This window comes from Aquiflexum gelatinilyticum, from assembly GCF_024741135.1.
Classification (GTDB): Bacteria; Bacteroidota; Bacteroidia; order Cytophagales; family Cyclobacteriaceae; genus Cognataquiflexum; species Cognataquiflexum gelatinilyticum.
The window spans coordinates 66,821-81,246 of sequence record NZ_JANSUY010000007.1 but is presented as its reverse complement, the minus strand read 5'-3'; the positions used below and the strand labels follow the sequence as shown (position 1 = coordinate 81,246).

At 40.2% G+C, this 14,426-nt stretch carries 10 protein-coding genes; 8 read left to right on the top strand and 2 right to left on the bottom strand.

Going from position 1 to position 14,426, the window contains the following annotated elements:
* Positions 1–160: 160 nt before the first annotated feature.
* Positions 161–1,807 (bottom strand): glucose-6-phosphate isomerase, encoded by a 1,647-nt coding sequence (gene pgi, locus NU887_RS10690; protein WP_258423355.1) that lies wholly within the window; start codon positions 1,805–1,807, stop codon positions 161–163.
* 163 nt (positions 1,808–1,970) lie between these two features.
* Between pgi and NU887_RS10685 the strand changes: the two genes are divergently transcribed.
* Complete coding sequence (locus NU887_RS10685; protein ID WP_258423354.1) at positions 1,971–2,696, top strand: energy transducer TonB; 726 nt, start codon at positions 1,971–1,973, stop codon at positions 2,694–2,696.
* 92 nt (positions 2,697–2,788) lie between these two features.
* Here NU887_RS10685 and fahA read toward each other — a convergent pair whose 3' ends face one another.
* On the bottom strand, positions 2,789–4,063 hold the full coding sequence (fahA, locus tag NU887_RS10680; protein WP_258423353.1) for a fumarylacetoacetase: 1,275 nt from the start codon (positions 4,061–4,063) through the stop codon (positions 2,789–2,791).
* A 233-nt stretch (positions 4,064–4,296) separates the two neighbouring features.
* Here fahA and NU887_RS10675 point away from each other — a divergent pair, with 233 nt between their 5' ends.
* From NU887_RS10675 to NU887_RS10645, 7 genes are all read left to right on the top strand, one after another.
* The gene (locus tag NU887_RS10675; RefSeq protein ID WP_258423352.1) at positions 4,297–6,603 is read left to right on the top strand and encodes a PSD1 and planctomycete cytochrome C domain-containing protein; all 2,307 of its coding nucleotides are present in this window, start codon (positions 4,297–4,299) and stop codon (positions 6,601–6,603) included.
* Position 6,604: 1 nt separating this feature from the next.
* Positions 6,605–8,056 carry a DUF1501 domain-containing protein gene (locus tag NU887_RS10670; protein ID WP_113924669.1) on the top strand — a complete coding sequence of 484 codons (1,452 nt, stop codon included), beginning with the start codon at positions 6,605–6,607 and terminating at the stop codon, positions 8,054–8,056.
* Between the two features lie 13 nt (positions 8,057–8,069).
* Positions 8,070–10,208 carry a chitobiase/beta-hexosaminidase C-terminal domain-containing protein gene (locus NU887_RS10665; protein WP_258423351.1) on the top strand — a complete coding sequence of 713 codons (2,139 nt, stop codon included), beginning with the start codon at positions 8,070–8,072 and terminating at the stop codon, positions 10,206–10,208.
* Between the two features lies 1 nt (position 10,209).
* On the top strand, positions 10,210–10,944 hold the full coding sequence (locus NU887_RS10660) for a sugar isomerase domain-containing protein (protein WP_258423350.1): 735 nt from the start codon (positions 10,210–10,212) through the stop codon (positions 10,942–10,944).
* A 180-nt stretch (positions 10,945–11,124) separates the two neighbouring features.
* Positions 11,125–12,231, top strand: a complete 1,107-nt coding sequence (locus tag NU887_RS10655) for a hypothetical protein (protein WP_258423349.1) — start codon at positions 11,125–11,127, stop codon at positions 12,229–12,231.
* Positions 12,232–12,329: 98 nt separating this feature from the next.
* A complete protein-coding gene (locus tag NU887_RS10650; RefSeq protein WP_258423348.1) occupies positions 12,330–13,397 on the top strand; it encodes a zinc-binding metallopeptidase family protein in 1,068 nt (355 codons plus the stop codon).
* Between the two features lie 26 nt (positions 13,398–13,423).
* Positions 13,424–14,425, top strand: coding sequence for a DUF1593 domain-containing protein (locus tag NU887_RS10645; RefSeq protein WP_258423347.1), 1,002 nt, complete (start codon positions 13,424–13,426; stop codon positions 14,423–14,425).
* Position 14,426 lies beyond the last annotated feature (1 nt).

Genomic DNA, 14,426 nt, shown 5'->3' with positions numbered 1-14,426 from the left:
TTTTGAGTTGAATTTAAATAATCCGATTTGCATTTTTTTGAAGTAACAATAAATCCTATTTACTCAGGATGATTTCCTGTAAAAAAAAGACCTTCGAGGTTTGAAAAAACCTCAAAGGTCTTACATTTTTACTTCTTACTTCCAACTTCGTACTTCCTTCCTACCCTCTCATTTCTTTGTAAGCATTGATCAATCCGTTTGTGGATGCATCATGGCTGCTTACTTTATTTTCATTAACCAGTTCAAGCAAAATAGCATTGGCCAAAACTTTACCCAACTCCACTCCCCATTGGTCAAAGCTGTATATATTCCAAATCACTCCCTGCACAAAAATCTTGTGCTCATACATCGCTACTAACTGCCCCAAAGTGTAAGGTGTAAGCTGTTTTACCAAAATAGAATTGGTAGGTCGGTTTCCTTCAAAAACCCTGTGAGGAGCGATTTTGGCTATTTCCGCTTCAGGTTTTCCGGCTTTGGTCATTTCGGCAGTTACTTCCTCAAGGGTCTTCCCATTCATAAGGGCCTCAGTCTGTGCAAAGAAATTGGAGAGCAACTTCACATGATGGTCAGAAATGGGATTATGGGAAATCGCCGGAGCAATAAAATCACAGGGGATCAAATGTGTTCCCTGATGGATTAGCTGGTAAAAAGCGTGTTGACCGTTGGTTCCCGGTTCTCCCCAAATCACCGGTCCCGTGCTGTAATTGACCTTTTGGCCATCCCGAGTCACATATTTCCCATTGGATTCCATGTTTCCCTGTTGGAAATATGCGGCAAATCGGTGCATATATTGGTCATAAGGCAAGATTGCTTCAGAAGTCGCACCCAAGAAATTGGTATTCCACAATCCGATCAAAGCCAAGATCACCGGAATATTCTTGTCAAAATCAGTATTTCTAAAATGCAGGTCCATGCTGTGTGCACCGGCGAGCAATTTCTCGAAATTGTCAAATCCAATCGCACAGGCGATAGGCAATCCGATGGCTGACCAAAGAGAATACCTTCCTCCTACCCAATCCCAAAAAGCAAACATATTTTGAGGGTCGATTCCAAATTCGGTGACTGCTTTGGCATTGGTGGACAAGGCCACAAAATGCTTGGCAACTGCACTTTCAGCTTTGGCATGTTCCAAAAACCAATTCCTAGCTGAATGGGCATTGGTCATGGTTTCTTGAGTGGTGAAAGTTTTGGATGCGATAAAAAACAAGGTCGTCTCTGCGTCCACTTTCTTCAAAGTCTCCGCGATGTGTGTTCCGTCCACATTAGAAACAAAGAAAATCTCCAAGTCGGGGTTTTGGTAAGGTTTCAAAGCTTCAGTCACCATCACAGGACCCAAATCCGAGCCTCCGATTCCGATGTTGACAAGGGATTTGATGGGCTTGCCGGTATATCCCAACCATTTTCCACTCGAAATCTGGTCTGCAAAACCTTTCATTTGAGCCAAAACATCATTGATGTCAGGCATCACATCCTTTCCTTCAAAATAAACAGGGGAATTGGAACGGTTCCGCAATGCGGTATGTAATACGGCCCGGCCTTCGGTTCCGTTGATTTTTTCCCCTAAGTACATCGCTTCGATGGCTTTTTTCAGGCCTGTTTCTTTGGCAAGCTCAAGCAATTCAGAAAATATGTTATCGTCGAAACGGTTTTTGGAAAAGTCCACCAAGATATCTTCAAGCTTGATGGAGAATTTTTCGAAGCGGGAACTGTCAGCAAATAGATTTTTGATATGGGTATCCTTATTGGCATCAGCCAATTGTTGGAGTTTGGACCAAGCTTGTGTGGTGGTGGGATTGATATGATTCATCTCAAATAGGTTTTAAAAGATATGCGGTGCAAAAATAAGATTTAATATGAGGGGATGAAATGAAGTTTTGGTAAAGGAAGAATGTCCAATGGATAATAATTGGAAAAAATTTTTTCATTTCACCTTAAATGTTAATATTTAAAAACAATTTCATCAAATCACCATGGTAAAAAGCTGCTTCTTTTCCCTTATTTTCTGTTTCACTATTTCTAATGTATTCAGCCAAGAAAAAACTGTTTTGGATAAGGATTTTAATGAGTTAGGAAATTCCTCATCATCAGGCTTCTATTTTCGTGTTAACCCTCTTGATAAAAAAGAATTGAGTTTTACGATTTTGGACTCTTTGGAAAATGAAATCGGAAAAGAATCATGGAAAATCGATAAAAATTCAGGTTTAGTCAGTGAAAGAAAAATCGAACTTTTTTATCCTGATGGAGCTTCCAAAGAAACATTAATCATTACTGAAAATAATAGAGAAATCACTTTTTTCCATGAAAACGGAATGAAAAAATCTGTTGAAAAACAAATTGCGGGAATGATCAGCTCAAGATCACATTTCAATGAGTTTGGAGAATTGGAATCAGTAGATAAAATCACAAAACCTGAAGCAAAAGGAGGAATCCAGGCTTGGAGCATGCATTTACGGAATAATTTAAAATATCCCAAAGCGGCTATCAATGCGGAAGCTGAAGGAAGAGTATTGGTAGAGTTTGATATAAACGTAACGGGGAAAGCCGAAAATGTCCAAATCAAAAATAAAGGAGAAAGCCATGCTTCCTTGGAAGATAGAAGCCAAACGCATGGTAGAAACATTCAAAAATGGTTGGATTCCTTTGACTATCAATGGAATTCCCGAAAAGACCAAAATGACTATACCGATTGCTTTTAAAAGAGGATAATATTCATTTTATACTTGAATCAAAAAAAGCCTCCAAATTTACAAAGGAGGCTTTTTTAATTTTTCGATATTTCATTTTCTATTCACTTCGCCGGCAATACCTTTCCCTCCACTTCCCCAAAACCAATCCGTATCCCATCTTTTTCTGCATAGCCTTTCATGATAACGGAATCTCCGTCCTGGATAAATTTGCGTTCGCCTCCTTCTTCCAATAATACCGGTTTTGTTCCTTTCCATGAAAGTTCAAGCATGGAACCAAAGCTGTCTTCGGTCGGACCCGAGATCGTTCCCGATGCCATCATGTCCCCGACATTGATATTACAGCCGTTGATAGTATGGTGGGCAAGCTGTTGGGCGATATTCCAATACATGTACTTGAAATTGGAAGTACAAACCTTAGTGGCTTTGAGGCCTTCAGGTTGGAGCAAAACCTCCAATTTGATATCAAAAGCATGGTCAGTCTGATATTGCAAGTATGGCAACACGTCCGGTTCCTGCTTAGGCCCTGCAACTCTAAACGGTTCCAATGCCTCCAAAGTCACAATCCAAGGCGATATACTTGAGGCAAAACTTTTGCCAAGGAAAGGGCCCAAAGGCACATATTCCCAAGCTTGAATATCCCTGGCTGACCAATCATTGAACAGCACCATCCCAAATATGTAATCTTCGGCATCCTCAGTACTGACACTGTCACCCATTTTGGTTGGTTTACCAATGACAAAAGCCATTTCCAATTCGAAATCCAATCTTTTGCTTGGTCCAAATTCCGGGACTGCCATGTCAGGATCTTTGAACTGACCTTTGGGTCTGATGATCGGCGACCCAGAGGGCACAATCGAAGATGCTCGTCCGTGATACCCAACCGGTAGATGCTTCCAATTTGGCAACAATGCATTTTCAGGATCGCGGAACATCTTTCCGACATTTGTTGCATGTTCGAGACTACTGTAGAAATCAGTGTAGTCTCCGATTTTTACCGGCAAAAGCATCTGTGCTTCATTTCTGCCTACAATGGCTTTCCCACGGCTTTGGTGGTCACGCAGTGCTCCGTTTTCCTCTTTAAGCAGATCCTGAACTTTGTCTCTAACTCTCTTGGTAGTAGCTTTTCCCAAGGCAATAAAGTCATTCAAGGAATCTTTTTGGAAAACACCATGTGGCATTTGGGTCATTTCAGAAAAAAAACCTTCCTCATGTAATACTGCCAAATCGACTATTTTATCCCCTATCGCTATGCCTGCTCGGGGGGAAATCCTCTTGGTTTGAAATATTCCAAACGGCAAATTAAAAATGCTGAAATCTGAATCTTTTGGTACTGGTACCCAACTTTTCAATACTGGTTTGGCTGCTGACTCACTCATGTTTAAAAATTTGTTCTCGGGTTAAAGATAGAATTTAAACAGGTAAGAAAAAATCAAAGAAAATTCAGGATATTAGAGAAACTACTCAGAAATGCTATTATGAAGGATCAAATTCAGTCAAATTATTAAATATTTTAATTCTGTGTATTTATAAAAATTTAGAATAAGAAATTGAAGTTTGTTAATTTTTTTTCGAAATTACAAGCTTGAATAGATTAATGCCAAAGATAACCATGAAGTACCTCAGTTCCATATTCATACTACTTCTCTTCCTTTTTGTAGCCTGCAAATCAAATACTTCCAATGAAATTTCCTTTGGAGAAGGGGAGCAATTAAGTTACAATTTCCATATCCGACCTATTCTGTCAGATAAATGCTTTGCCTGCCATGGGCCTGATGCCAATAAGCAGGAAGCAGGCTTGAGATTGGATCTTCCAGAAACTGCCTATGCTGCCTTGAAAGAAAGTCCCGGTAAATTTGCCATCGTTCCCAATGACATTAACGTTTCCGAACTTTACCACCGAATAGTTAGCACCGACCCCAACGAACTTATGCCTCCGCCTGAATCCAATCTCTCATTGACGGAGGAGGAAATTGCATTGATAAAGAAATGGATTGAACAAGGTGCACAATACGAACCCCATTGGGCTTTTGTAAGTCCCAAAAAAGCAGAATTACCCAAAATCAAAGACGAAGATTGGCCTAGAAATGAAATAGATTATTTCACTTTGGCCAAAATGAACAAGTTGGGCTTGGATCCAAATGATCAGGCAGAGAAGCACGAATTACTGAAAAGGGTAAGCCTTGACCTGACAGGTCTGCCGCCAACTCCTGAGATGATCAGTGATTTTGAAAATGACGGAAGTCCAGATGCTTATGAAAAAGCTGTTGACAAAATCATTAACCTACCCACATTTGGGGAGAAAATGGCTGTTCTTTGGATGGATATCTCCAGATATTCGGATTCCTATGGCTATCAGGATGATAATATCCGAACCCAATGGCCTTATAGGGATTGGGTCATCCATGCCTTCAATAAAAACCTTCCCTACGACCAATTCATCACGTGGCAATTGGCAGGTGATATGCTTCCAAATGCAAACAATGAACAGATTTTAGCCACAGCTTTCAACAGAAATCATAAATATACCGAAGAAGGAGGAGTAATTCCTGAGGAATACAGGGTGGAATATGTCCTAGACAAATCCAATACTTTTACCAAAGGAATCCTTGGAATTACCATGGAATGTGCTCAGTGCCACGACCATAAGTACGATCCGATTTCTCAGAAAAACTTCTACGAGATGTTTGCCTTCTTTAACAATACTCCCGAAAAAGGATATGAAGGTGACGTCTCCCAATCAAAACCGGCCAAAACTCCGATTCTTTGGATAGCAAGAGACGATATCAACGAACTCCTCACATTTATCAACCATCAGGATACAAGTAAACTGATGGTCTCTGTGATGGATGAATTGGATACCTTAAGAACTACTTATATTCTAAACCGGGGTTTATATGACGCCCGTACCACGCCAGTCACTCCAAATACGCCCGAAAGTATTTTTTCCTTTCCTGATGATCTGCCCAAAAACAGACTTGGACTTGCACAGTGGACTGTAGACAAAAACAACCCGCTTACTGCGAGGGTTTTTGTCAATCTGATGTGGCAGGAAATCTTCGGCGTGGGCATTGTCAAGTCTACGGGTGATTTTGGGATGCAGGGAGATCTCCCCTCCCATCCTGAACTCTTAGACTGGCTTGCTGTTGATTTCATGGAAAATGATTGGGATGTAAAGCGCCTGCTTAAAAAAATAATGACTTCGGCAACGTACATGCAGTCTTCGAAGGTTACCAAGAAGCATTTGAATACAGATCCTGACAATATTTATTTGGCTAGGTCACCTAGATTGAGATTGCCTGCCGAGAATATCAGGGATTTGGTTTTGGCGAGTTCGGGCCTGCTTGTACCTGAAATAGGTGGGCCAAGCGTGAAGCCTTATCAGCCTGAAGGGCTTTGGGAAGCAGCCACATCAGGGCGAGGAGAACTCAAAACCTACAAACAGGACAAAGGAGAAAAGCTTTACAGAAGAGGCCTTTACACCTTTATCAAGCTCACTTCACCACCTCCGATGCCGATCATATTTGATGGGTCAAACAGAGACCAATGTGAAGTCAACAGAGGAAGGACCAACACCCCGCTTCAGGCATTGGTCATGATGAATGATCCCTTGGTGATGGAAGCTTCACGGGTTTTGGCAAGTCAGTTGACCGAAAAAGAATCCGAGCCGGAAACAGCCATAGAAGAGGCTTTCAAGAGAATCCTTTGCAGGGCACCAAATTCTAAGGAATTGGATATTCTTTCAGGTTATTTCGAAGAAGAACTGTCACGATTCAGCAAAGATCAGGCTTCCGCTGATGATTTATTCAGAGTGGGTGAATACCCAATCCAAGAGGAAAAAATAGCCCCAAACACCGCTGCCATGATGCAGGTAATCCTGGCGATGTATAACCTTGAAGAAGCAATAACCAAAATTTGAGATGGAAAAAGAACAATTTGAACACGGATTAAACGAGAACAGGAGAAAGTTTCTTTCAAAGGTCAGTTTGGGTTTGGGCAGTATTGCTTTGGGAAGTCTATTGATTCCTGATTTGTTCAAAGGAAAAAGTGGAGAAGATGCCTTGATGGAAGCTTTGCCTCATTTTGCTCCGAAGGCAAAAAGAGTGATATACCTTTTTCAAAACGGTGCACCGTCTCAGTTGGAGACATTTGATTACAAGCCATTGCTAAACCAACAGATCGGACAGGAACTACCCGACTCCATCCGGGCAGGTCAAAGATTGACAGGCATGACAGCCGGACAAAGCTCTTTTCCTCTAGTAGGTTCTTTCTTCAAATTCAACCAATATGGAGAATCCCGAGCCTGGATTTCTGAGGCATTCCCCCATACGGCAAAAGTTGTGGATGACATCTGTATCATCAAGTCCATGCATACCGAAGCCATCAACCATGATCCTGCCTTGACATTCTTCCAGACAGGTGCCCAAGTGGGCAACCGCCCAAGTATGGGAGCTTGGTTGAGTTATGGACTTGGAAGTGAAAACAGCAACCTACCCTCCTTTTGTGTGCTTTTGAGCCGAGGAAAAGGAAACGGACAGGGAGTATATTCCAAACTGTGGACCAATGGATTTTTGGATTCCGTCCATCAGGGAGTTCAATTTTCCGCTAGTGAAGATCCCGTCCTATATCTCAAAGATCCCAAAGGGATGAACAGGGAAGACAGAAGAAGGATGTTGGATAAGTTGGCCGAACTGAACAATATGAATTATGAGACTTTCGGTGATCCCGAAATCCAAGCCAAAGTCCAACAATATGAAATGGCTTTCCGCATGCAAACTGCTGTACCGGAAGTCACTGATATCAAGTCAGAACCTGACAGTATCATCAAACTTTATGGTCCGGACTGCTTGATACCGGGAACATACGCTGCCAACTGCCTTTTGGCTAGAAAACTTTCTGAAAACGGAGTGCGCTTTGTACAGCTCTACCATCAGGGATGGGATGCCCATGACAACCTGCCCAATCAAATGGTCGGGCAAGCGAAAGATGTGGATCAGGCTTCAGCAGCGCTTATCACTGACTTGAAACAAAGAGGCTTATTGGATGAAACTCTGGTGATTTGGGGTGGAGAATTCGGTAGAACAAACTACTGTCAGGGCAAAATCCAAGTGGATAACTATGGCCGTGACCACCATCCGAGGGCGTTTTCCATTTGGATGGCCGGAGGTGGTGTCAAGTCAGGAATGGTCTATGGTGAGACAGATGAGTTTGGATACAACATTGTAGAAAATCCTGTTCATGTCCATGATTTCCAAGCCACTATCCTGCATCTGATGGGGATAGATCATGAAAGGCTTACCTACAAACACTTGGGGAGAAGGTACAGGTTGACCGATGTACACGGTAAAGTAGTAAAAGATATTTTGGTTTAACAGTTTTAACAGTATGCCCAAAAGCCAAAAGATCTTTACGATTCTTGAAAATTCACTGATTGTCCTCCACGGATTGATTCTTATTCTTGTCATTGGACAAGACAATATCCAATTGCCGGCTTTCTTGGAAGTTGTCGGTAGGATGCACCCGCTTTTGCTCCATTTCCCCATTGTGATGTTGTTTTTGGCAGCTTTGCTGTTTTGGTTTCCTGATTCCTTGGGGGTAAATTCTAAGGTTGCCATGAAATGGTTATTGCTTTCTGCACTTTTCTTTACAGGAGTCACCGTTTTGGCGGGGCTTTTTCTCAGTGTGGAAGACGGCTATGTCAAAGAGGATTTTGAAAACCACCAATGGACAGGATTGCTTGTGTTTTGGTTAGGGACTTTATGGTACTGGTTTTGGGTGAAAGACAAACTATCGATAGCCAAAGGTTTTTCAGTGGTTGTGTTGGCTTTGGTCTTGGCAACAGGCCATTTTGGCGCTTCACTGACACATGGAGAGGATTTTCTTTTTGAACCTTTGCAAAGCGAAATTGATGTTCCGCAAGTAAGTTTCGAGGAAGCCCTGGCATACGACCATGTCATCAAACCCATCCTGCAACAAAAATGTATCAGTTGCCATAAAGCCGGAAAAGTCAAAGGTGAGCTAAGAATGGATGAGGTCGAATACATCCTGAAAGGCGGCGAAATGGGTCCTGCTGTGGATTTGGAAGATCTTGAAAATTCCCAGATTCTTGTCCATATCCTGATTCCTTTGGAGGAAGAATTCCATATGCCGCCTAAGGGAAAGCCGCAATTGACAGAAACAGAACTTGCATTGATCCAAAGCTGGATTTTGGATTCCGCCCATTTTGACAAAAAACTGACATCATACAATCCTGAAAGTGAATTTTTTGCATTGGCTAAGGAGAAGTTTACCTCCCAAGATTCTAAATCTTATTCCTTTGAAGCAGCAAGTGCCAAAACCATTGCCGGTCTGAACAATGATTATAGAAAAGTAGTAGCTACTTATCCTGATTCTCCCGGTCTAAGGGTTACATTTTTTGGAAAAAACCAGTTTGATCCCAACACAATTGATGACCTAAAAAAAGTCAAAGAACAGGTCGTAGAACTGAGTTTTCAAAACATGCCACTAAAGGATGAGGACATAAAAAAACTTTCAGATTACCCCAATCTTGAAATCCTTAACCTGAATTTCACAGGCATCGAGGGAAGCAATTTGGGAGACCTGGAAAATCTCAAAAACCTGAAGCACCTTTCCCTCAGCGGCAATCCCCTATCTGAAGCAGCATTTGAAAGCCTTAAAGATTTCAAACAACTGGAAAATCTCTATGTATGGACCAATAAAAACGCTGATGCCATCGCCGCTTTAAAAACCAACTTGCCGAATACAAAAATCGAAGGGGGATTTCAGGATAATGGCACTTTATATCAATTGAATGCTCCACAAATAGAGTTTAAAAAGTCAATTTTCACAGACAAAGTAGACGTTACGCTCAAGCATCCTATCGGATCTGTGAAAATTTTCTACACCCTCGACAATACTTTGCCTGACAGCAGCAACCATCAGTTGTATTCAGGTCCAATAAGTTTAGATAAAAACACCACTTTGCGGGCGAGGGCTTTTGCTGAAGGATGGCTCGGAAGTACAGAAAAACAAGCTGTTTTTTTCAGGTCAAAAATTCAGCCTGACAGCTACAAACTTGCCTTCGAACCAAGCAAGTCATATAAAGGCTCAGGTGCCTTGACTTTATTTGACCTTGAAAAAGGAGATGAAGACTTTGGTACAGGAAAGTGGTTGGGCTTTCAGGATACTCCCTTTGAAATCCAAATGGATTTCAAATCCCCACAAAATATTCAAAATATTGCTTTCAGCACATTGGCAGCTGAAGGATCTCATATTTTCCCTCCTTCCAAGGTGGAAGTTTGGATCAAAACACAAAATGCAGACTGGAAGTTGGTGGATACACAAAAACCCGAGCAACCCACAGGAAACCGCGACAGGCTGCTTCAGATGTATGAATCCAAAATCAACCAAAATGGTATTTTGGCCATCAAAGCAAAACTTACTCCTGTCAATCCTTTACCAAAATGGCACCCGGGAACTGGTGGCAAAGGCTGGGTATTCGTTGATGAAATTCTGATCAATTGATATGAAAGCTTATCAGCGGTATTTTGAGCAGGTTCAATCCAAGCTTCAGATCGTCTTTGGCCAAAAAGAAAAAATCGAACAGGCAGCTGATTGGGTCGCAGATTGCCTGGCAAATGAAGGATTTATCTATACGAGCGGCACAGGACATTCTCATATTTTTGCCGAGGAGATTTTCTATAGAGCCGGAGGTTTTGCGCGGGTAGTTGCAATTTTGGATGAGGCACTGATGCTCCACAAAGATGCTTCCTTCAGTACCGAAGTGGAAAGGCAAGAAGGATATGCAGCAACGCTTTTGGAGGAATTTCCCCTTTCGGAAAAAGATGTTTTTATCATTTCCTCTAACTCCGGACGTAATACGGTCAGTATAGAGATGGCAATGATAGCAAAGGAAAAAGGAGCCAAAGTCATCGTCATTACCAACCTGAAACATACCCAATCAGTCACTTCAAGGCATCCTTCCGGCAAACGGCTTTTAGAAATCGCTGACTTGTATTTTGACAATGGCGGAGAAATCGGTGACGCTTCAGTGGCATTGGAAGGTTTGGATTTTAAGGTAGGGGCCACTTCCACCTCCACAGGCGCGGTTATTTTGCAAAGTATCATGGTGCAGGCTGCCGAAAACCTGATTCAAAGAGGGATCGTCCCGGAAATTTTCAGCAGCTCTAACTCCGATGAGGGAGAAGAACACAATGAAAATTTGATTGTCAAGTATAAGGGAAAAATTAAGGGTTTGTGATAAATAGGGACATTTTATCTTTTTTGTATTGGGTATTTTTTTTTATACTGGATCGTTTTGCAAATAAATATTGTAGAGTAATGAAATAAGTTTTTTTTGATAATTCAAAACCTAATTACACTAGTCTAAAATGCTTAATTTTAATTATTGCTATGGATTAATTTTAAAAATTGTTTTTATATGAAAAGAGTACTTGATTTTTTTATTTCAAATAAATTTTTGGTTGTTGGTATTTTTATTTTAATCTCCTTCTATTCACTAGTTATCCCAAATTCCAATGATGAAAATGAAAAATTCCACATTCCTAAAACCTTGAAAATTCATGGTCAATTTATTGGGTTAGATAATGATTCAAGGATAAGAATAAAAGTATTAAATCAAGTAAAAAATGATACGATTACGTTATTATTTGATCCAATTGCAGAAATCCAGATAAAGAAAAATTGGATTGAATTAAATGAAGGGGAGACTATTTGGTTTGATTTATGGGAACATGATTCTGAACTGTATAATAGAGACTCTAGAATCAAAACCCAGTTTAGGGCATATTCTCTTCATAAAAATGATAAAACGATTTTCAGCATTGAGGATTATTCCAAAATGGTCAAATCAAGTGTGAATATTGTCGACCCACAACAGAAGCTCAAAAACTTTCTTTTTGCCTTATCCCTAATCTTTGCATTTGATTTTATAGGAAAAAACAAGGATTTGTTTTTTGATTATTTTGAAAAAATTTCAGCTAAAGCCGACCTATATTTAGATCATACCAAAAAATATCCAATTGAAATTCAGGAATATTTTGATTGGTTAAGATTATCAGGTTTTCAAGGAAATTTTAGATTAACTTCAGATTACAATAAATCAAAAAACAAATTTTCAAAAAACACTGAATACCACATCAGTCAAAGTAAATTCAGCAAATGGACACTGCTATCTTTTGGAGTAACTCTTTTAATTTTATTCATTATTCTCCTCTTTCAAAAAAATTCCTATGGAGCGACTAGCATTATTCCGCAAATCTTAATGGTTTTTGTGTTGGCACTTTTTTTATTTAAGAGGGGTGAAAAAAAGTTTATTTTAAATGCAATTGGGATTGTTTTACCAAATGAAGAAAAAATACCCTGGAGCGAAATCGAGTATACAATAATTCATGATAAAATGGGAGCAAATGAACTGTTGGTAAAGACCTTTAAATCTAACCACCCCAAAATAATCCAGCTAAATGGACTGGATAAGGGAGTAAAAAAGATTAGTCAACTTATCGAAGTTTTGAAGGAAAAAAAATAATCAGGATTGGATATCTCATTAATTTCCATGTTTTGATAAATTTCTGTTTTCAAAATAAGTGTAGGACCAGAAATCAATTCAAATCTTAACAACACACTATGCAAATTTTTCAATGTGACAATTGCGGACATTCCGTTTATTTTGACAATACTGTTTGTCTGAAATGCCACAACCTTCTAGGATTTGAATCAAAAAATCTCAAGATGGTTTCTCTCCAGTTAAATCCTGATCAAAAATTCACAGAGACAACCACAGGAAAAGGTTATCATTTTTGCAAAAACCAAGCCCTTGATGTATGCAATTGGGTAATTTCTGATGAAGTAAGTGAGCAATATTGTATTGCCTGCTCGCTCAATAGGATCATCCCGGACATCACAAAAAAAGAATATTACGACAGGTGGAAAAAAATTGAATCGGCCAAGCACAGGTTGATTTACGCTCTGCTAAGATGGGATTTACCCATCCTTTCCAAAGCTGTTGATTATGAAAAAGGCTTGGCTTTCAATTTCAAATCGGATTCTACCATGCCTCATGGGCTTCGGGTGATGACTGGACATGCCAATGGTCTGATTACGATGAACATTGCCGAAGCAGATGATGTAGAAAGGGAAATGGCTAGAAATAATATGGATGAGGTTTATAGGACAGTTTTGGGTCATTTCAGGCACGAAATCGGCCATTATTATTGGGAAAGACTGATTTGGGGGACAAACAGGATAGATTCATTTCGGGCAAATTTTGGAGATGAAACCTACAGCTATCAGGAAGCCCTCAACCAATACTACAAATATGGTGCACCTGCAGACTGGAACCAAAACTTCATCAGTGCTTACGCCACGATGCATCCATGGGAAAGTTGGGCGGAGACTTGGGCACATTACATGCATATCGTCGACACGTTGGAAACTGCTTACTTCTACGGGCTCTCCATCAATCCTAAAGTCCATGAAAGCATCTTGGTCAAATCAGCCAACATCACAGAAAATGCCTACTACTGTAGAAATTTTGAAACGATTTTCGACCAATGGCTGCCATTGTCATTTATGATGAACAGCATCAACAGGAGTATGGGATTACGGGATTTATATCCATTTGTGATCAACTTGAATGTCAAGGAAAAACTGAGGTATATCCACAATGTGATTCATGAAGCTACTTTGGATTAACCTTTATACTATATAATAATAAGATCATGAAAGTTTTTAACTGTAGAAGATTTGGATTGATGGCAAGTTTTAGAACATTTCTACTTCTGTTGTTTAGCTTTCTTTCAACTTATTCTTTATCCCAAAAATCATCTGAAAGTGATAGTCAAAAGCCCCAAATAATTATCTCAACCGATATCGGGGGTGACGATCCTGACGACTATCAATCTATGGTTCACCTGCTAGTATATGCAGATCGGTTTGATATTTTGGGTTTGATTAGTTCTCCTCCGGGAAATGGCAGGATTTCCAATATCATGGAAAGTTTGGAAGCCTATGAAAAAGACTTCCCCAAATTGAAAGCAAAAAATGCAGTATTCCCTACGCCCGAATATCTTAGAAGTATTACAAAACAAGGCGCTTTGGATATTCAACAATCTGAAATTCCTGAAAATGTGAGCGAGGGTGCCAAGTGGATCATTGAAAAAGTGAATGAATCAAATAGCCCCATTTATGTTTTGGTTTGGGGATCGATGACAGATGTGGCCCAGGCAGTTCATGCAGATCCTTCTATAAAAAACAAATTACGCCTCTATTCAATTGGATCATGGAATACAGCTCAAGATCCAAAATCCCGCGATTACCTTTTCAATATCCATCCTGATCTTTGGTGGATAGAAAACAATAAAACCTTTAGGGGCATGTATATGGGTGGAGACCAAAGTGGGAATTTGGGTAATCAAACCTTTGTGGAAACATTTGTGAAGTATAATGGATATTTAGGAAAGCTTTTTTGGGAGCAAAAACAAGACATCAAAATGGGTGATACACCCTCCGTCCTTTACTTTTTACATGGAGATATGAATAATCCGGAGGGAGAAAGTTGGGGTGGATCTTTTGTGAAAACCGATCATGGTCCAAATTACTGGACTGACAATCCTCATATCGATCTGATTGAAAACGGCCGTCAAGGAGCCAAAACAGTCAATAGATTTCGAAAAGACTTTCTTATGGATTGGGCTAAAAGGATGAGTTGGTTGAAAGATTGAT